Source organism: Pseudomonas sp. GM78, from assembly GCF_000282475.1.
In the GTDB taxonomy this organism is placed as follows: Bacteria; Pseudomonadota; Gammaproteobacteria; order Pseudomonadales; family Pseudomonadaceae; genus Aquipseudomonas.
The window spans coordinates 18,199-37,542 of record NZ_AKJF01000147.1 but is presented as its reverse complement, the minus strand read 5'-3'; the positions used below and the strand labels follow the sequence as shown (position 1 = coordinate 37,542).

14 protein-coding genes are annotated in these 19,344 nt (G+C 60.1%); 7 read left to right on the top strand and 7 right to left on the bottom strand.

Annotated elements, in window-relative coordinates; translation table 11 throughout:
• Positions 1-42: 42 nt before the first annotated feature.
• From PMI35_RS08230 to PMI35_RS08245, 4 genes are all read right to left on the bottom strand, one after another.
• Positions 43-1,548 (bottom strand): aldehyde dehydrogenase, encoded by a 1,506-nt coding sequence (locus tag PMI35_RS08230; RefSeq protein ID WP_008063199.1) that lies wholly within the window; start codon positions 1,546-1,548, stop codon positions 43-45.
• A 139-nt stretch (positions 1,549-1,687) separates the two neighbouring features.
• A complete protein-coding gene (locus PMI35_RS08235; protein ID WP_008063196.1) occupies positions 1,688-2,968 on the bottom strand; it encodes a carbohydrate porin in 1,281 nt (426 codons plus the stop codon).
• Between the two features lie 123 nt (positions 2,969-3,091).
• Entirely contained in the window at positions 3,092-4,264 is a 1,173-nt protein-coding gene (locus PMI35_RS08240; protein ID WP_008063194.1) for an iron-containing alcohol dehydrogenase, read from the bottom strand.
• 39 nt (positions 4,265-4,303) lie between these two features.
• Entirely contained in the window at positions 4,304-5,455 is a 1,152-nt protein-coding gene (locus PMI35_RS08245; protein ID WP_008063192.1) for a glycerol dehydrogenase, read from the bottom strand.
• 221 nt (positions 5,456-5,676) lie between these two features.
• On the opposite strand from PMI35_RS08245, the gene PMI35_RS08250 reads away from it, so the two are divergent.
• The 7 genes from PMI35_RS08250 (at position 5,677) to PMI35_RS08280 (ending at position 13,470) form a co-directional block, all read left to right on the top strand.
• A complete protein-coding gene (locus PMI35_RS08250; RefSeq protein WP_008063190.1) occupies positions 5,677-7,320 on the top strand; it encodes a GMC family oxidoreductase in 1,644 nt (547 codons plus the stop codon).
• Positions 7,304-8,104 (top strand): shikimate dehydrogenase family protein, encoded by an 801-nt coding sequence (locus PMI35_RS08255; RefSeq protein WP_008063188.1) that lies wholly within the window; start codon positions 7,304-7,306, stop codon positions 8,102-8,104. The genes PMI35_RS08250 and PMI35_RS08255 overlap by 17 nt, the downstream gene beginning before the upstream one ends.
• 31 nt (positions 8,105-8,135) lie before the next feature.
• Complete coding sequence (locus PMI35_RS08260) at positions 8,136-8,828, top strand: SDR family NAD(P)-dependent oxidoreductase (protein WP_008063186.1); 693 nt, start codon at positions 8,136-8,138, stop codon at positions 8,826-8,828.
• Between the two features lie 130 nt (positions 8,829-8,958).
• Positions 8,959-10,050, top strand: coding sequence for a glycerol dehydrogenase (locus tag PMI35_RS08265; RefSeq protein WP_008063185.1), 1,092 nt, complete (start codon positions 8,959-8,961; stop codon positions 10,048-10,050).
• A gap of 109 nt (positions 10,051-10,159) precedes the next feature.
• Complete coding sequence (locus PMI35_RS08270) at positions 10,160-11,047, top strand: transketolase (protein ID WP_008063180.1); 888 nt, start codon at positions 10,160-10,162, stop codon at positions 11,045-11,047.
• A 2-nt stretch (positions 11,048-11,049) separates the two neighbouring features.
• A complete protein-coding gene (locus tag PMI35_RS08275; RefSeq protein ID WP_008063178.1) occupies positions 11,050-12,030 on the top strand; it encodes a transketolase family protein in 981 nt (326 codons plus the stop codon).
• 129 nt (positions 12,031-12,159) lie between these two features.
• Entirely contained in the window at positions 12,160-13,470 is a 1,311-nt protein-coding gene (locus tag PMI35_RS08280; RefSeq protein WP_008063177.1) for an MFS transporter, read from the top strand.
• 66 nt (positions 13,471-13,536) lie between these two features.
• On the opposite strand, the gene PMI35_RS08285 is transcribed toward PMI35_RS08280, so the two are convergent.
• From PMI35_RS08285 to PMI35_RS08295, 3 genes are read right to left on the bottom strand one after another with little or no spacing between them, the layout of a single operon-like run.
• Positions 13,537-14,919: an efflux transporter outer membrane subunit gene (locus tag PMI35_RS08285; protein WP_008063176.1), complete on the bottom strand. Its 1,383-nt coding sequence runs from the start codon at positions 14,917-14,919 to the stop codon at positions 13,537-13,539.
• Positions 14,912-18,094 (bottom strand): efflux RND transporter permease subunit, encoded by a 3,183-nt coding sequence (locus tag PMI35_RS08290; RefSeq protein ID WP_008063175.1) that lies wholly within the window; start codon positions 18,092-18,094, stop codon positions 14,912-14,914. Before PMI35_RS08290 ends, PMI35_RS08285 begins: the two co-directional genes overlap by 8 nt.
• Complete coding sequence (locus tag PMI35_RS08295) at positions 18,091-19,236, bottom strand: efflux RND transporter periplasmic adaptor subunit (RefSeq protein WP_008063174.1); 1,146 nt, start codon at positions 19,234-19,236, stop codon at positions 18,091-18,093. The genes PMI35_RS08290 and PMI35_RS08295 overlap by 4 nt, the downstream gene beginning before the upstream one ends.
• Between the last annotated feature and the right edge of the window lie 108 nt (positions 19,237-19,344).

Below are 19,344 nucleotides of genomic sequence, written 5' to 3'. Positions count from 1 at the left end.
TGCGGGTGCTGTTGTGCACAGCACCGGTGTCTCGTTAACGACTCAGGCCTGCAAATCGATCCAGGCGGATTTGAGTTCCGAGTACTTGTCGAGGGCGTGCAACGAGCGGTCGCGACCGTTGCCCGATTGCTTGTAACCACCAAAGGGCATGGTGATGTCGCCGCCGTCGAAACAATTGACCCAGACGCTGCCAGCCCGCAGCGAACGGATGATGGAATGGGCGCGGCTCAGGTCGCTGGTCCACAGGCTGGCGGCCAGGCCGTAGGGCGAGTCATTGGCGATGCGTACGGCGTCCAGGTGATCCTGGGCATTGATTACCGATAGCACCGGGCCGAAGATTTCTTCCCGGGCGATGGTCATGTCATTGGTGACGTTGTCGAAGATCGTCGGCGCGATGAAGAATCCGTCGGCCAATGCCCCGCCCACGCGCTCACCTCCCAGGATGACTTGCGCGCCCTCTTCACTGCCTTTGGTGATGTAGCCGAGCACCCGATCCATTTGGGCCCGATCGACCATCGCCCCCAATTGCGTGGCTGGATCGAGCGGGTCGCCGACGGCAATGGTCCGCGCGACCCGCAATACTTCAGCGACAAATTCATTGCGAATGCCTTGCTCGACGATCAACCGCGAAGGCGCCACGCACACTTCACCCTGGTTGAAAAACATTGATCTGGCTGCGGTGGTTGCGGCCTTTTCCAGGTCATGGCAGTCATTGAGAATAATGTTCGGAGTCTTGCCGCCACACTCCAGCCAAACCCGTTTCATGTTCGATTGTCCCGAGTACTGCAGGAACAATTTGCCAACCTCACCAGAACCGGTGAATACCAGCGTATCGACATCCATGTGCAGCCCGAGCGCCCGTCCGGCGGTGGGTCCGAAGCCTGGCAGCACGTTGAATACCCCCGGTGGAATGCCCGCCTGGGCGGCCAGTTCGGCGATACGCAGCGCCGTCAGCGGTGACTGTTCGGCGGGTTTGAGGATCACCGAGTTGCCCATCGCCAGCGCTGGGGCGACTTTCCACATGGCCATCAGCATCGGGAAATTCCACGGCGTCACGGCCGCCACTACGCCAATGGCCTCCCGGGTGATCATGCCCAACGCACCGGGACCGGAAGGGGCGATTTCGTCGTAGACCTTGTCGCAGCACTCGGCGTACCACTGCAGGCACTCAAGTACGGCATGCACATCGAAACCGCTGCTTTCGGACACCGGTTTGCCCATGTCCAGGGTTTCGAGTAAGGCCAGTTCAGTCATGTGCTGCTCGAACAACGTCGCGAAACGCAGCATGACTTTCTTGCGTTCCTTGGGTGCCCGTTGCGACCACACACCACTGTCGAATGCCTGCCGGGCGACCTTGACGGCGACATCGACGTCTTCGGCCTGACAAGACGCGACGTGATTCAACACACGGCCGTTACGCGGAGAAATATTAGGGAAGGTTTGGCCGCTCAGAGCATCGACAAAACGGCCATTGATGAAAGCTTTCCCCGGCAGGTTCAGGGCGGCGACACGCTGCTGGACCGCAGCGAAATCAACGAGAGTGTTCATGCTGTTGCGTCTCCTGTTGTTGTTTCAGGCGTAGGCGCCCGATCTAGATATATGATGCACCATTAAAATCACAGACAAAGTAAGGCCCTGATTCAACGGGTTTTATTCACATCTTTATTCGTTGTATCCGCTTGATGAGTTAGAAACTGACTTCAGTTTTCAACCCGAACACCACCACGCTTTTGTCTCCACTGAACCCGCCGGGATTGCTGACGTACTGCACGTTGGGGCGCATTGTCAGGGCCGGAGTAACGCTGATGCCGTAGTACAACTCCATCGGGTATTCGGTATCCGGCGCTGCCGAGGTATAGCCATTGGCCTGGCGGATACGCTTGGCGGAGTGTTCATTCACTTCAAGGCGCCCGATCGCCAAACCGATTTCATCCTGGGGGCGCGCGGCAAAGGGTCCACTGACAAACGCACCGATGTGGAAGACTTTTTCCACGTAGGACACGTCGCGGTCCGATTGAATGAAGTTGGCAAACAGGGTCAGGCCACGGGCACTGTTACCCGGGTCCTGGTACACCCTTTGCTCGGCCAACGCGTAATAACCGCTGGCCGAATCGTGCTGTTGCGGTGCATTGCCGGTCAGGCCGATGGGCTGGCCGTTGACGTCGTGGTAGACATCATTGAAGTCGCCGGTATTGCGCCAGATACCCGCCCGGTAGGTGCCGGGCAAGCCGTTCAAGGTTGGCGCCCAAGCCAGTTCACCAACGGCCAGATAACCGGTGGTGCCCGAGGGGCTGCCGAAATTCAGCCCTTGGGCGTTTTCGGTAAAGCGCGGGTTGACCTGGTATAGCGAGGCGTTGAGAGACAGCTCATCAGTGAGCTTGCCCGCCACCGCCGCCCCCCATTGGCTGACCGGCCAGGTGAACCAGTTCGGTGTGATGTAGCCGGGCACCGTACCGCAGAACGTCAGGTTCTGAAACTTGCAGGAAAACGGAAACACATCGCCACTCATGGGCAAGCGCCCCAGCTTCACCACCCACCGATCATCCACAAGCGCTTGCTGATAATAGAACTGCACCAGCCGGGTCACGCTGCCGTAGCCGTAGATTTCCTGGGCGGCCAACAAGGTGTTGGTCCCGGCTTCGGCGGTGAGGTTTTCGCCGTTACGATTGCTCAACGTCATACGGAAACTCGCACCCTGCCAGCCAAACAACTTCTGCAAATCGAAGTTGCTGTCAAACATCAGTTGATCGCTGTAAGTGCCTTTGTGCTTCTCGCCACCCTGGGTGTTGTAGGCCAGTTCATTCACGTAGGTCAGCTGAAAATCCACGCCCTGCTCATGCAAGCGGGAGCGCTCGCCGTTCCAGTCTCCGAGCAGGAAGTTGTTCGGCGAGTAACTGGCGGCGTGCGCGCCAGGTAATACACAGGCACTTAAAAGTCCGGCGACAACGATGGTTCTTTTTTTGGTCATTCCTGGTGTTCCCGAAACTGTTTTTATTGTTGGTTTTAGTTTTTTCGAGCATGCAGAATCCCGCCGACCGAACTGCCCCGTCGGTGAAACACTGTCTTCAGAACGGCATTGCAGAGTCTTCAGTTAGAAACACATCCTCACTATTTCGGCGACCTCCTCTTGACTGTTGATCTTCTTCGGGTGACACGCCAGGTCCTGGTTGAAACTGGTCCAGACGGTCTGGGCAAAGTCGTCGATCTGCTCAGGGCGTAAACCGTAGCTCTGGAAGGTGTCGCAGACACCCAACGTGGTGAACAGCCTTTTGAGGATGTCCGGCAAACGCCGGGCACGGGCGCTCTCGGACAAGCTCAGCGTTGACGGCTGGAGAATCCCCGCGACCCGGGCGAATTTGTCGGTGCATACCGGCAAGGTCCAATCGATGACATAAGGGGTACTGGCCGCGACGGTGCCACCATGGGGCGCATCGGTCATGGCCCCCAATGGTTGGCCCAGGGCATGGGACACCGTGACGCCGGCACTCGCGATGGCCATGCCGCCCAGGGTCGAGGCAAATGCCATGCGTGCGCGAGCTTCCAGGTCATCGCCGTGCTCCACGCACTGCAGGGCATTGGCCGCGAACAAGCGGATCGATTCCAACGCCACCATCTCCACCCAGGGCGTGCAGTGAATGCTGATGTAGGCCTCAAGTGCGTGGCAGAACGTATCGACAGCAGTCAACGCGGTCAGCTTCGGCGGCTTCGACACCAGAACCTGTGGGTCGATCAACGCCACATCGGGGTAGATGAACGGATTGACGATGGCGCATTTAAGGCCCAGTTCCGGGTTGTTGATCACCGCAAAAGGCGTCGCTTCGGTGCCGGTGCCGGAAGTGGTCGGCACCACCAGCAGGGGCAGGCCTCGGCTTTGCGGGCGGGTAACGGCTTCGCCCAGGCGCTCGGTGTAGTCCCAGCAACTGCCACCGTGAACAGCGACCAATGCCACGGCCTTGGCCGAGTCGATCGCACTGCCACCGCCCACCGCGACCACCACATCACATCCGGCATCGCGAACCAGCCCGACGGCACGATCGATCGTAGTGTGTCGAGGATTGGGCACGATGTCGTAGAACTCGATAAACCCGATGCCGCGCTCGACGAAACTACCGGTGATTTGCGCCACCAGGTCGCTCCCTTGCAGAAACGGATCGACCATCAGGAAGGCTTTTTTGCCGAACGGCTTGACCTTCTCACCCATGCGCTTGATCGCCCCGACTTCGAAATCCAGGGTCAGTGGCAGACTTGCCTGAAATGCTTTCATCAGATCACCTTTTATTGTGGGGATGCGCTGCAAGCGGCTTCAGCCGGCCAGCAACGACCCGCCTTTTTTATAAAGTTGGCCAAGGTCACTGGCGCAGATCAGCGCCGCTTTCATTTCATCGAAGGTGACTTCGAACGGCTCGACCTTGCTGGTCTGGTTGGGGTCGGCCGCGGTGCGTGCCACACTGTCGAGTTCGTGCGCCGTGATGTCGGCCAGGCCCAGGTCTTCGAAGGTCACGGGCAAACCGATGCTCAGGCAGAACCTCAGTACAGCATCCAGTTCACGGCTGGATTTACCTTCGAGTACCAACATCACCAGGGTGCCGAACGCCACGTATTCGCCGTGATACATCGTTGCCCGACTGCCCAGTTCACTGAACCCGCAATACACCGCATGGGCAGTCGCAACGCCGTTGCTTTCGAAACCGATACCGCTCATCAACGCGTTGGCCTCCACCACACGGTTGAAGGCTTTGGTCACGCATTGGTGTTCGGCGGCGCGTTTGGCTTGCAGGCCATCTTCCAGCAGTACCCGATAACACAGCTCGGCAATCGCCATGGAGGTCAGTGTCGCTTTGGCACCGGAACTGCCCTGCGTCATCCCGGCACCCGCGTTGCCGAGAAAGTTGTCACGGTGCGCCTGCACACAGGTCCGCGCCTCGAAGTAGGTCGACAGCGCATCGCCCATTCCGGCCACCAGTAAACGCACTGGCGCCTGGGCAATGATCCAGGTATCGACCACCACCACGTCCGGACTACGTTCATAAAAGAGCACGTCGTCAAACGCGCCCGCCTCGGTGTACAGCACCGACAGCGAACTGGTGGGCGCGTCATTGGAAACGATGGTGGGCACGATACAGAGCGGCACCTTGGCCTGATTGGCGACAGCCTTGGCGGCGTCGAGCACCTTGCCGCCACCGATGCCGATCACCCCGTCGCAATCAAGGCCGTGCATGTGTGCGGTGAGTCGCTGGATTTCCTGGCGCGTCACTTCGCCGGTAAAAATCCCGAAGTGAAGTTCGGTGCGGGTGCTCTCGAAGCTGACACTCAACGTTTGTTTCAGGCTGTCGAAACGGCCCTGAGTGGTAATTACCAGCAACCGCCGACCAAACCAGGCTACATGCCGGTGCAGTCGATCGAGCTCCTTGTAGCCCTGGATATAGCGGCCGGGTGCAGCAAATATTTGGGTCATTTCATCGTCATCCTGGCCTCGTCGTGGAGGCTTTTTGTTATTGCTTTGAGGACGTTTGCGAGAGGTGATCCCTCGACGGATCGATGATATATCATATTTTATTTTTAGCCAGCAACAGCTTTTTCAAGCAAACCTCGACATCCAAAACCCGGGATTGACGCTTGGGGGGATCGAAGATATATGATGTATGAAAACAAGAACAACACTGTTCGGAGAAAGGCATGCACGATTACGTTGTCATTGGAGGCGGCTCCGCGGGCTGCGCGCTGACCGGTCGACTGATCGAGGCCGGCGCCTCGGTTCTGCTGATTGAGGCGGGTCCTCGCGATACTCATCCGTTGATTCACATCCCTGCCGGGTTCACCCGTTTGTTGTCCAGTCCGCTTCTGTCGCGCCATGAAACCCAACCGCAAAGCGCTATGGACGGGCGCACACGCATCCTGCCTCAGGGGCGGGTGCTGGGCGGTGGCAGTTCGGTGAACGCGCTGATTTACATACGCGGCCAGCAGGAGGATTACGATGACTGGGCCAGCGGCGGTTGCGATGGCTGGTCGTATCGTGAAGTGTTGCCGTACTTCAAACGCGCCGAAGACAACGAACGCTTCGATAACCGCTACCACGCCACCGGTGGTCCGCTGGGCGTCTCGGATCTCAAGCAGGTGTGCGAGTTATCCCGTGGGTTTGTGCGTGCCGCGCAGCAGGCCGGGATTGCGTTCACCGCGGATTTCAATGGCGAACGCCAGAACGGTGTCGGCTACAACCAGATTACCGCCCGTAACAATCGCCGTTGCAGCGCGGCCGTGGCGTATTTGCGCGCGGCGGAGAACTCCGAACGCTTGACCGTCATCACCGATGCGACGGTGCAACGCATCCTGGTCGAGGGTAATCAAGCCGTGGGGGTTGAATACACCCATAAAGGCCAGGTGCTGCAGGTTCGAAGCGGCAAGGAAGTGATCCTCAGCGCTGGCGCCATCCAGTCACCGAAGCTGTTGATGCTCTCGGGCATCGGTCCCGTGCAAGAACTTGAACGCCATGGCATTCCGGTACTCCACGCCCTGCCCGGTGTTGGCCAGAACCTGCAAGACCACGCCGAAGTCGGAACCATCGCCTACTGCCACGGCCAGTACGGTTACTACGGCCAGGACAACGCCTTCAACACGGTCAAGAACGGGCTGCAGTATTTACTGTTTGGCAGCGGCCCCGTCAGTTCGAACGTCACGGAGGCCTGCGCGTTCGTCAACACCGATGACGCCGCGGCGCGGCCCAACGCGCAGATGCATTTTGTGCCGATCGTATTTTTTGACCTCGACCAGGAAACGATCAAGAAGCCCGGTGCAACCATCAATACCTGCGTCCTGCGCCCGATGAGCCGTGGCGATATTCGCCTGGCCTCGACCAGCGCCGCCGCGGCGCCGTTGGTTGACCCGCGTTATTTCGCTCACCCCGAAGATCGCCGCGTAGCGATCAAGGGCCTGAATCTGGCGCGGGAAATTCTCGCGCAGCCGGCAATGCGCGACTACACCGGCGAAGAGGTCTTCCCGGGGCCGAACGTGCGCAGCGATGAAGCCTTGCTGAACTATATCGGTCAACGCGCCAAGACCGTCTACCACCCGGTCGGCACCTGCAAGATGGGCACCGACGACATGGCCGTGGTCGATCCGGAGCTGCGTGTACGTGGCCTGCTCAATCTACGTGTGGTCGATGCGTCGATCATGCCCAACCTGATTTCCGGCAACACCAACGCACCGTCGATCATGATCGGCGAAAAAGCCGCCGACATGATTCTGGGACGCCTCGCGTTGCCCGTCGCCGGTACCTCATCCAACCCTTTGAACGGAGGAGCATCCAATGCCTATCAGCGGTAAAACCCGGGTCGTGGTTCATCTGACCTACCCCGCCAAACACCTGCGCACCCCTGAGTTCTTCAACCCGTTAGTGGAACGTCTCGGCCATGACGGCGTGCTGGTGCCCTGGGAAGTGTCGCCGGCCAACCTCGCCAAGGCGTGGGAAGGTTTGCGCGGGATTGAAAACCTCGCGGGGGTGATCGTCACCGTTCCGCACAAACTGGAGGTTGCGAAATTGTGCGATGAACTGCAAGGCACCGCTCGCCTGCTGAACGTGTGCAACGTAGCCAAACGGTTGCCGGATGGACGCTTCAGCGGGCGTATGTTCGATGGTGACGGTTTCATTGCCGGTCTGAAAAAACAGGGCCATGACCTACGCAACAAACGAGTGCTGCTGCTCGGTGCGGGAGGCGCGGCAACCGGCATTGCCCACGCCTTGCTGGCCGAAGATATCGAAGCGCTGGTGATCAGCAATCGTACGCCGGGTAAAGCCCAGGAGCTGGTCGCCGAACTGCGGCAGATGTTCCCGGCACGGCAGGTCACTGCCGGGCCCGCTGACGCCAATGGTTTTGATGTGGTGATCAACGGCACTGCGTTGGGCCTCAAAGCCGAAGACCCGTTGCCGCTGCCCGTGGAAACCCTGGCCCCCGGCACGGTGGTCGGTGACGTGGTGATGAACCCGGACATCACGCCGCTACTGAGCGCCGCGGCCGAACGTGGCTGCGTCATCCACAAAGGCGCGCACATGATCACCGGCCAGATCGATCTGCTGGCCGAGTTTCTATTTTCCAAAACCGGTGTTTAAGACGCCCTCCTTCAACGCACAAGGAACAACCATGAAAAAGACTGCAATCGTGACGGGCGGTGGCTCCGGGATCGGCCTGGCCACGGCACAACGCCTGCTCGCCGACGGCTACGACGTATACACCATCGGCCTCGGCGAACCCGAGCAACGGGTCGAAGGTATTCATTACCAGGAACTCGACGTGACCTGCGACGAAGCCGTGAACAACTTCTTCGCGCAGTTCGATCGGGTCGATGCCATCGTTAACGCCGCCGGCATCATTGATCACAACCGCGAATGGGAGCTGGAAGGCTTCAGTCGGGTGATGGACGTTAACCTCAACGCCGTATTGCGCATCACCAACGCCGCCCTGCCCGGCCTGAAGGCGGCGCGCGGCGCGGTGGTGAACTTCGCCTCGATGTGGGGGATTTTCGGCTCGGCCAAGACCCCCGCCTATGCCTCGAGCAAAGCCGCCATCAGCGAATTGACCCGCTGCATGGCCGTGGCTTGGGCGGCCGTTGGCGTACGCGCCAACGCCGTCGCGCCGGGCTGGATTCTCACCAACCTGTCGCGCCGCGCCTTTGAAGACCCGACGCGCTCCGAAGGCATCATGGCGCGTATCCCTATGAAAGCCTGGGGCGCACCGCAAGACGTGGCCAATGTGATCGCCTTCCTGGTGTCGGACAATGCGCGCTACGTGACCGGTACCACGCTGCCGGTAGACGGCGGGTATTCCATCGCCTGAGTGCCATCTCGTCGATTGAGTGCTTGACCGCCTAAAAACATGATATATCATGCATCATAACAAGAGCGTGTGCTCGGCGACCTCCCGCCAAGCCTCGAACAACAATAAGCAGTGAAGTGAGAGGTACTGTATGAATCTGGTTTTCGGTTCTCCCGGACGCTACGTCCAGGGCACTGAAGTGCTCGCTCAAGCGGGTACTTATCTGGCGCACTGCGGACGCAAGGCCGTAGTGGTGATCGACAGCCATGTGCTGGGCTTGATCCGCCAACGACTCGATGACACCTGCGCCCAGGCTGAAGTCGAGCTGCACTACATCAACTTCGACGGCGAGATAACCGCCGACGGCATCGCGGGTCTGAGAGCCGCCGCCGCGCCCGTCGACTTCGACATGATCCTTGCCGTAGGTGGCGGCAAGTGCATCGACGCCGGCAAAGCCCTCGCCCACACCTCGGGCCGAGCCCTGATCACCATGCCCACCGTGGCTTCCAACGACGCGCCCACCTCGAAAAACTACGTTGTTTACGACGCCCATCATCAATTGAGCGAAGTGGGTCACTTGCTGGTCAGCCCGCGTTATGTGCTGGTCGACACCAGACTGATTGCCCAGGCACCGCGCCCGTTTCTGCTGGCGGGTATCGCCGATGCCCTGACCAAGAAGTTCGAGGCCGAGCAATGCTACGAGTCCGGCGGCGTGAACATGTTTGGCGCTCGCCCGGCACTGTCCGGGTTGGTATTGGCGCGCGAGTGTTATGACGTCATTCGTCGATACGCCGAACCGGCGCTGGCCCAGGCCGGTACCGGCGAGGTGACGGTCGCCTTCGATCACTTGATCGAAGCCGTGCTGTTAATGAGCGGCCTGGGGTTCGAAAGCGGCGGCCTGTCCATCGCCCATGCGATGACCCGCGGCCTGTCGAAAATTCCCGGCGCTCAACAGCAGGTTCACGGCTGGCAAGTGGCGTATGGCTTGCTGGTGCAGCTGGTGCTGGAAGACCGCGACGCCGAACTCATGGGCGATATGTTGGGTTTCTATCAACGCATCGGCTTGCCCCGCAACCTGAAAGAACTGGGTGTGCCCCAGGTTGACGACTCCCTGCTGAGGCAAGTTGCCGAACCTACGTTGAAAGCCCCGCACGCGCGCAATTTTGTCTCGGGCTCAGGCGCTGCACTGACCTGCGATGAACTGATCGCCGCGATGCGCGCGCTCGAAGGGTTGAGTCATTGAGCCCTCGATGAAACCTCTAAAAATGAACCCACAACCACCCCGTTGAAGTTCAAACCCCGCCACTGAGATTCAACTTCAACAACTTCATGCCTGTGATCTGGAGGTAGAGATGTCTACGCCCCGCAAAACGCTAGAACAGTGGAAAGCCAGCAATTTTGTGCCTTCCACCGAGACGGTTATCAAGCTCAAGGAACGGGCGAAATTCGTTCGCCTGGAAACCATCCGCTTGATCGAAATCGCCAAGACCGGCCATTACACCTCGGTGTTTTCCGCCGCTGAATTGTTCTCGGCACTGTATTACGACGTGATGACCATTCGCCCCGACGAACCGAAATGGCCTGGCCGCGACCGGTTCCTGATGGGCAAGGGCCACGCCGCCGTGGGCCAGTTCCCGATCCTGGCCGACCTTGGTGTATTCCCCAAGCAGTGGCTCGATGAATACACCCGCCTGGGCAGCCCTCTGGGCGATCACCCTGACATGCGCAAAGTACCCGGCATCGACTTCTCTTCCGGCTCCATCGGCCACGCGCTCTCCGGTGGCCTGGGCATGTGCCTGGCCCAGCGCTTCACAGGCGAAGTCTACGACGTATTCGTCATGCTCGGAGACGGCGAAATGCAGGAAGGCCAAGTGTGGGAAGCAGCCATGAGCGCGGCCCATCACAAGGCCAGGCACCTGATCGCGATTGTCGATCGCAATGGCTTCCAACTCGACGGTGAAGTCGACGACGTGATCGGCATCGAACCGCTGGACGAAAAATGGCGGGCATTCGGTTGGGAAGTGCATGTCATCGACGGCCACAACATCGCCGAAGTAACCGAAACCCTGCGGCGGGTAAAAGCCGACGAAACCCGTGACAAACCGGTCTGCATCATCGCCAAGACCGTCAAAGGCAAAGGCGTTTCCTATATGGAAACCGAACCCGGCTGGCACCTCGGTTACCTCGACCCGGAAGACGCCAAACGCGCTATCGCTGAAATTGAAGCCATGGAGATCTGAACATGAACGCCCCTCTTTCCCCTAATTCCTGGCAGTACCGTGGCCTCAATGCACTCAACCCGGGCCTTTCGTACCTGTCCGATGCGCTGATTGAACTGACCGAGGCCGGCTACCCGGTGATGGCAGGCTCAGCTGACTTGCAGTATTCCAACGGCCTGAACAAATTCGCCAGTCGCTACCCCGAGCGTTACCTGCAATTCGGTATTTCGGAGCAGAACATGGTCACTGCGGCAGCCGGTTTGGCGACTTGTGGCGTGATGCCGTTCGTGGCGACCTTCGCCTCGTTCCTCGGCCTGCTGTGCTGTGAGCAAATTCGCATGGATGTCGCCTATTCGGCGCAACCAGTGCGCCTGATCGGTCACCACACAGGGATCTCCCTGGGCTTCTACGGTACTTCGCACCACGCCACTGAAGACATCGCCACCATGCGTTCGATTGCCGATCTGGCAGTGGTGTCACCCGCGGACGGTGCGCAATTGGTGGCGGCAATCAAAGCCTCGGCTACCTACGACAAACCGGTGTATTTCCGTATTGGTCGTGGTCGTGACCCGATCGTTTACGAGGACGGTGTGGTATTCGAATTCGGCAAGGCGCATGAGCACTTCGAAGGTGAAGAACTGACCATCATCGCTTGCGGCATCACCGTGCATCCGGCTCTGGCCGCCGCTCGCAAAATGAATGCCGAAGGGCGTTCGGTGGGCGTTATCGACATGGCCTCGATCAAACCGATCGACCGCGACGCCATCCTGCGCGCCGCTGCCCGCAGCAAACGAATGATGACCGTCGAAGAGCACAACGTGCTCGGTGGCCTGGGTGCTGCCGTGGCCGAGGTCCTGGCGGACGAAGGTGTCGGCGTCAAGCTCAAGCGTCACGGCATCTATGACGAATACAGCCTGATCGCCCCGCCGACGCACTTGTACGAACACTACAAGCTTGACGCTGCCGGGATCGAGGAAGTGGCGCTGGCGCATCTCGACGCCTGATCCCTGCCTTGCCCCTGTGGGAGCGGGCAGGCTCGCTCCCACCTCTGGAATTCGTTTGGCTGGAGACCTCGCTTTATACCAGTTCACCTCACCACATACCGTGGTTCATGAAACATCTCGGAGCCAACAATGAATAACATCACCGAGACCATGTCCGATTACTCGACCGGACAGGCCAAAACAACTCGTACATCACTGCGCAGAAAGTCTTTGATGGCCACCGGCGTCGGCAACTTGCTGGAGTGGTTCGACTGGACAATCTATACCGTCGCCTCGGTCTACATCGCCGCAGCACTCTTCGATAAAAGCAATGCCACCTCTGCCCTGCTCAACACCCTGGCGGTATTTGCCGCCGGTTTTCTGTTAAGGCCTATCGGCGGTATCTTTTTCGGCATCTTGGCCGACAAGTTGGGCAGACGCACGGTGCTGCTCAGTACCATGCTGCTGATGGCCGGTGCCAGCCTGCTGATTGCCTTTATTCCCTCCTATGACGCCATTGGCAGCTGGGCCTCGGCACTTCTGCTGCTGGCCCGGCTGGTGCAGGGTTTTGCCCATGGCGGCGAAACCACCACGTCCTATGCCTACATCGCCGAAATCGCCCCGCCCAAGCGCCGGGGCCTGTGGTCGAGCACGGTGTTCCTGGCAGTCGGTTCCGGATCGTTGCTGGCGACGTTCTATATGGCGCTGCTGACCTCGTTGTTATCCGTCAGCGAAATGCAGGAATGGGGCTGGCGCATTCCCTTTGCCACGGGAGGCCTGCTGGCCGTGTTTGCCTTGTGGTTACGCCGCAACATGATGGAAAGCGAACACAGCCCCAGTGCCGGCAGCGAATCGGCGGAACCGGCCTGGAGTCGCGGCACCATCATTCAACACGGCATCCGCTTGTTCCTCTATGAGGCCGGCGCCACGTTGACCTACTACACCTGGGTCACCTCCGCCTCCATCTACGCGATCAGCGTCAAAGGCATGGACCCGCGCAGCGCATTCACCATGAGCTGCATTGCCCAGGTCATTTACCTGGTATTCCTGCCGATTTCCGGGTGGATCTCGGATCAATGGGGCCGGAAGATTTCCGCACTGATTTCGTTGCTCGGGATTGCCGCCACACTGTTCCCGTTGTGGGGGTTGATCTCCAGCGAACCCTGGACCCTGATGGTCGCGCAAACCGCAGGCCTGTTGCTGGTGGGGTTCATTACCGGCTGCAAACCGGCATCGATTTCCGAGCAGATCCCGACCCGCTATCGCACCCGGATGTTCGGCGTGTGTATCTCCTTGGGCGTTGCGGTATTCGGCGGCACCGCCTCTTACCTGACGACCTGGCTGTACTCGGAGAACATGGGCTGGATGTTCAACATCTACCTGATCGTGGTCGCCGTCATCGCCAGCGCCGTGGTGCTGATGTGGAAGAACAACCACGGCGTGCCGATCGATAAAATCTGAAGTGCATGCCCCTGTGGGAGCAAATCCGCTCCCACAGGGGTTTTTCTGCAAGGATTTACAGCGGGATCAGCCGCCCAACGCATTCACCAACACCGCCTGATTCTGCCACTGCGCGGTCTTGACCCGGGACAGCGCATTCTGCGCCGCCAGTTGCACCCGTTGCGCCTGCAGCACATCCAGAAACGGTGTTTCCCCCGCTCGCCAGGCGCGCTGAATCTGCTCGGCAGCAGAGCTGGCCTGACTGGCTGCACTTGCCAGGTAGGTCTGCCGTTCAGCATTGCGTTGAGCAGCAGCCAGGGCTGATTCCACCTCGGAAACGGCCGTCAACACAGTGCGTCGATAACTCAACAACGCCTGCCGCGCCTCGGCATCCCGAAGATCAACCACATTGCGTCGTCGACCTGCGTCAAACACCGGCACGCTGGCATTCACACCGGCCAGCCAGAACGTCGAGCTGGCCAGATTGGCAGCGCTCACACCGTCAATCAACGAGCCCAATGCTGCCGATAGACTCAAGCGCGGCAACAGGTCCGCCTGGGCCACGCCGACTCGCGCATACGCCGCAATCAAACGCGCTTCGGCAGCACGAATATCGGGGCGTCGACGCAACAGATCCGCCGGCGTACCCGCGTCCAGCAACGACACGCTCGAGACCTTCACCGGGTTGTCCTTGAATTGCTGATACAACGTCTCGGCCGGTTGGGCCAGCAGCACCGACAAGCGATGCAGCGAGCGTTGCCAGTCCAGTTGCAACGCGGGCACCTGGGCGGCGGTGGAATCCGATTGCGAACGGGCGCGAAGCACGTCCGCTTCCGGGCTGTCGCCGGCCGCATACAACTGCTCGGTCAGCTGCAACGTCTCGGCCTGGCTGGCCGCACTTTGCTTGACGATCGCCAAACGCTCCTCCAGGCCGCGCGCCTCGGCGTAGGCCTGGACCACTTCCGAGATCAGCGCCACCCGCACACCCCGCGCCTCTTCCTCGGTTGCGTCGAGGTCGGCGTCGGCGGCACGCACGCCTTCGCGGATACGACCAAACAGATCGATTTCCCAAGCGGCACTCAAGCCGATCGAGACCGGTTCGGTGATCAGCGAATCGCTGAAACCGGCCTGGTCAGCGGAGATCCGCTGCCGCGCCGCACTGGCTCCCAAATCGACCTGAGGACTGCCCGAGGCGGCGGCAATGTTGCGCAATGCACGCCCGGCATCGATCCGCGCCAAGGCCATCTGCAAATCAAGGTTTTCTCCCACGGCACGCACCACGAGACGGTCGAGCAGCGGATCCTGATACAGCGTCCACCAATGATCGGTCACGCTGGCAGGTTGCGCCGCTTGAGCATTGACGAAACGTTCGGCCGGCAACTCCGACTTGGGCGGCATCACAGGCGATGCACACGCACTCAACAGCGCAGCGCCCAGCACCACGCCTGAAACGCGAAGAGAGTTATTCATGAGCCACGCCCTGTTCAGAATGAATGGATTGAGCAAGTGCCTGACGTTCACCACCGGCCAGGCGACGGATCAGCACATAGAAAACCGGCGTGAACAACAGACCGAACAACGTGACACCGATCATCCCGAAGAACACCGCCGCCCCCACGGCCTGGCGCATCTCGGAACCCGCGCCCTCGGACATCACCAACGGCAACACACCTAGGACGAAAGCCAGCGAGGTCATCAGGATCGGGCGCAAGCGCAGACGACAGGCTTCAACCACCGCCTCGACGATGCCCTGCCCTTCCTTCTCCTGCTGCCGGGCGACTTCGACGATCAAAATCGCGTTCTTCGCCGCCAACCCAACCAGCACGATAAAACCGATCTGGGTGAGGATGTTGATGTCCAGGCCCATCATGCGCACACCCCCGGCGGCCGCCAGCAGACACATCGGTACGATCAGCAGGATCGCCAGCGGCAGGCTCCAGCTGCCGTACTGCGCCGCCAGCACCAGGTAGACAAAGATCACACACAAGGGGAACACCAACAGCCCCATGTTGCCGGCCGTGGTCTGCTGGTAACTGAGGTCGGTCCACTGATAGGTGATACCGGCCGGCAGCGTCTCCTTCGCCAGGCGCTCCATGGTCTTGATCCCGAATTCGGAACCCAGCCCCGGCAGAGTGTCGCCGTTGATTTCGGCAGTCGGGAACAGGTTGTAACGCGGGAATCGTTCCACACCCAGCGCCTCATGCAGACGGGTTACGCTGGCAATCGGTACCATCTGCCCGGCATCGTTGCGCACCTTGACCCGGGCGAGATCTTGCGGCGTGACGCGGTAAGGCAAGTCCGCTTGCGCGGTCACTCGATAAGTACGACCGACGAGGTTGAAGTCGTTGATGTAGGACGAACCAAAGTACGTCTCGATCGCCTGGTTGATCTGGCTGCTGGGCACGCCAAGCATTTCGGCGCGCTCACGGTCCAGTTCGACAAACACCTGGGGTGTCCTGGCCGAGAACGGTGAATAGACACCGCTCATGCCCTGAGTGGCATTCGCAGCCGCAATCAGGTCATCCGTGGCTTTGGCCAACGCTTCGGTGCCCAACCCTGCGGTGTCCTGCAGGCGCATGGAGAACCCGCCGGTGCTGCCCAACCCTTGAACTGGCGGTGGCGTGGCGACAATGACCGTCGCACCGCTGACCACTTTCAAACGCTCGCGTAAATCCTCGGCGATCCTGTCCGATGTCAACCCGTGCAACTTGCGTTCCGACCATGGCTGGAACACCGGGGCCAAGCCGGCCGAGTTCGATGAACTTGTACCGGTCACCATCGAGAAGCCGGAGAACGTCGGCACCCGGTCCACACCCGGGACCTCAAGGGCAATCGCTTCGATCTGTTGGGAGATCTCGTTGGTCCGCTCCAGCGAAGCACCGTCCGGCAGTTGAACGATAACCACCAGGTAACCGCGATCCTGAATCGGTATAAAGCCCTTGGGCGTCGACACCAGTAAATATGCAGTGGCAGCAATCAGCACGGCGTAGATCGCCAACATTAACGGTGTTCGGGCCACAAGGTTGCGTACGCTGCGGGCATAATTGGACGAAAGTTTCAGGAAGCCGCTGTTGAAACCATCCGCCGCACGCTGAAGCAAGCCGGACAGGCCACTTTTCGTTGCATGATGTGCCTCCGGTTCATGGCGGCGCAGAATCATCGCCGCCAGCGCCGGCGACAGCGTCACCGAGTTGAACAGCGAGATCGCCGTGGCCACCGCGATGGTTATGCCGAATTGGCGGAAAAACTCTCCGGAAATCCCCGGAATGAACGCCGTCGGAATGAACACCGCACACAGCACCAACGTAATCGCAATCAGCGCGCCGCCGATCTCCTGCATGGTGACGATAGTCGCTTCCAGCGGGCTCTTGCCATCGGCCAGATGCCGCTCTACGTTTTCCACCACCACGATGGCGTTGTCGACCACGATCCCCACCGCCAGCACCAGACCGAACAGGGTCAGGTTGTTGATCGAGTACCCGAGCATCGCCATGACCGCGAAGGTGCCAACCAACGACACCGGAATCGCCAGGATCGGAATGATCGACGGCCGCCAGCCTTGCAGGAACACCATGATCACCAGCACCACGAGAATCACCGCTTCGTAGATGGTCTTGCCCAGTTCCCCGATGCTGTCGGCAATAAACGCCGTCGGGTTGTAGCCGATGCTGTATTCGATGCCTTCGGGGAAGTCCTTGCCGATTTTCTCCATGGTCTCTTCGACCACCTTCATCGTCGCCAGGGCATTGGCGCCCGGACGTTGCAGCACTTGCAGGCCGATGGCCGGATTGCGCAGGTAATAGGTATTGTTGACGTAGGCCAGCCCGGCGATTTCCGTGCGCGCCACGTCCTTGAGACGCACCAGGCGACCGGCAGTCCCGGACTTGAGGACGATGTTGTCGAAGTCGGCCGGCTCCTTCAAACGGCCCTCGAATATCAGGTTGGGCTGGAATGCCTGGGACGCCACCGGCGGCTGGGCGATCACCCCGCCAGCCACTTGAGTGTTCTGCGCACGCACGGCGGCAATGATGTCGGCGGGGGTCAGGTTGAAAGCTGCCACGCGCTCGGGATCGAGCCAGATACGCATCGAATATTCGCGCGCACCCAGTGGGTTGATGTCGCCGACACCGTCGATGCGCTTGAGCACATCGGCGACGCTGCGGATCGCGAAGTTCGAGACGTAGAGCTGGTCGTAGGTGCCCTTCGGCGAGGAGATGAAGATCGTCGACAGTTGTGTCGGCGAAGACTTGCGCACTGTCACGCCACTGCGCTGCACCGGTTCCGGCAAACGTGGCGTGGCCAGCGCCACACGGTTCTGCACCAACACCTGCGCCTTGTCGACATCGGTGCCGCTCTTGAAGGTCACGGTCAGGTTCAGGCTGCCATCGGACGTCGCCTGGCTGTACATATAAAGCATGTCTTCAACGCCGTTGACCTCCTGTTCGATGGGTATCGCCAAGGTCTCGGCCACGGTCTGCGCCGACGCGCCGGGGTACGTCGCGGTCACCACCACGGTGGGCGGTGCGATGTCCGGGTACTCGGAAGTCGGCAAGACCAGATAGGCCAGGCCACCGATGATCATCAAGACGATTGACAGCACAATCGCCAGCACCGGTTGCTCGATGGATGTGCGCCCCAGGCTCATGGCTGCACCTGCGCGATCTTTGTGGTTTTCCCGGCTTGAACCAACGCACGGTCCTGCGCTGTGGCGGTGTCACCGGCGCGCACGCGCTGCAGGCCATCGACGATCACCCGGTCCTGCTCTTGCAAACCGCTGGAGATTTCGCGCAAGCCGTCATGCAATTTGCCGAGGGTGACGGGTCGAATTTCCACCTTGTTCTGCGGGTTGAGCACGTAGACGACTTTGCGGGTCGCGTCGACGCTGATCGCGGTGTCCGGCAATAGCAGTGCCGGGTAAGCCGCCTGGCTGGAGAACTGCACACGACCGAATTGCCCCGGACTCAATTGCAGGTCCTGATTGCTGACGCGGGCCCGTTGACGCAAGGTTCCGGTCGATGGATCGAGGCGGTTGTCGATGAAGTCCATGCGCCCGGTCATGCTCGGCTCGGTTTCACCCGGCAAGGCAATCCGCACCTGGCTCTGGTTGGCGCTGGCATTGGTCTGACGACGGTATTTGAGGTAGCTCTGCTCATCAATATCGAAGTAGATGTCGATCGGATCCAGCGACACGATGGTGGTCAACAACGTCGCGCTGCTGTTGCCGCCGTTGACCAGGTTGCCCTCGCTGATCAGCTTGCGGCTGATTCGCCCGCTCATGGGTGCGGTGATCCGGGTGAATTCCAGGTCAAGCTTGGCATTGCTCAATGCACCTTCAGCACTCAAGACCTCGGCTTGCGCCGCTTGACGCGCTTGCAGGCGCTGGTCATAAAGGCTGCGAGCGATGGTTCTGGATTCGATCAGGACGTTGGCCCGGGCGAACTCCTGCTCGGCGAGGGCCAGCTGGGAGCGCACCTGGGCCAGTTTGCCTTGAGCCTGGACCACGGCGGCCTGGAATGAGCGCGAATCGATCACGAACAGCAGGTCGCCCTTCTTGACGATGGCGCCATCCCGAAACGCGACCTTCTCCAGATAACCGCTGACCCGCGAACGGACGTCCACCGAATCGGTAGCCTCGAAGCGTCCGGTAAAACTGTCCCAATCGGTGATCACTGATTTGACGGGCTTGCTGACCGTGACACTGGGAGCCGTTGGCTCATTGCTGGCCTGATCCGGACCGCAACCGGTCAAGGCGGCTGCCAGCGCCAGGCTTAACGCCGACACCGCCACGCCCTTTCCAAGTGCCGATTTTAATGGGAACGATGCTCTCGCTTTTCCCGTTGTAGATGAATTCACTTTTGCATTCTCCACAGTCGGCCATTGAATGGACTGCATTCA

Coding starts and splice junctions, on each gene's coding strand:
- PMI35_RS08230 (WP_008063199.1), bottom strand. CDS start 1,548: ATGAACACTCTCGTTGATTTCGCTGCGGTCCAGCAGCGTGTCGCCGCC.
- PMI35_RS08235 (WP_008063196.1), bottom strand. CDS start 2,968: ATGACCAAAAAAAGAACCATCGTTGTCGCCGGACTTTTAAGTGCCTGT.
- PMI35_RS08240 (WP_008063194.1), bottom strand. CDS start 4,264: ATGAAAGCATTTCAGGCAAGTCTGCCACTGACCCTGGATTTCGAAGTC.
- PMI35_RS08245 (WP_008063192.1), bottom strand. CDS start 5,455: ATGACCCAAATATTTGCTGCACCCGGCCGCTATATCCAGGGCTACAAG.
- PMI35_RS08250 (WP_008063190.1), top strand. CDS start 5,677: ATGCACGATTACGTTGTCATTGGAGGCGGCTCCGCGGGCTGCGCGCTG.
- PMI35_RS08255 (WP_008063188.1), top strand. CDS start 7,304: ATGCCTATCAGCGGTAAAACCCGGGTCGTGGTTCATCTGACCTACCCC.
- PMI35_RS08260 (WP_008063186.1), top strand. CDS start 8,136: ATGAAAAAGACTGCAATCGTGACGGGCGGTGGCTCCGGGATCGGCCTG.
- PMI35_RS08265 (WP_008063185.1), top strand. CDS start 8,959: ATGAATCTGGTTTTCGGTTCTCCCGGACGCTACGTCCAGGGCACTGAA.
- PMI35_RS08270 (WP_008063180.1), top strand. CDS start 10,160: ATGTCTACGCCCCGCAAAACGCTAGAACAGTGGAAAGCCAGCAATTTT.
- PMI35_RS08275 (WP_008063178.1), top strand. CDS start 11,050: ATGAACGCCCCTCTTTCCCCTAATTCCTGGCAGTACCGTGGCCTCAAT.
- PMI35_RS08280 (WP_008063177.1), top strand. CDS start 12,160: ATGAATAACATCACCGAGACCATGTCCGATTACTCGACCGGACAGGCC.
- PMI35_RS08285 (WP_008063176.1), bottom strand. CDS start 14,919: ATGAATAACTCTCTTCGCGTTTCAGGCGTGGTGCTGGGCGCTGCGCTG.
- PMI35_RS08290 (WP_008063175.1), bottom strand. CDS start 18,094: ATGAGCCTGGGGCGCACATCCATCGAGCAACCGGTGCTGGCGATTGTG.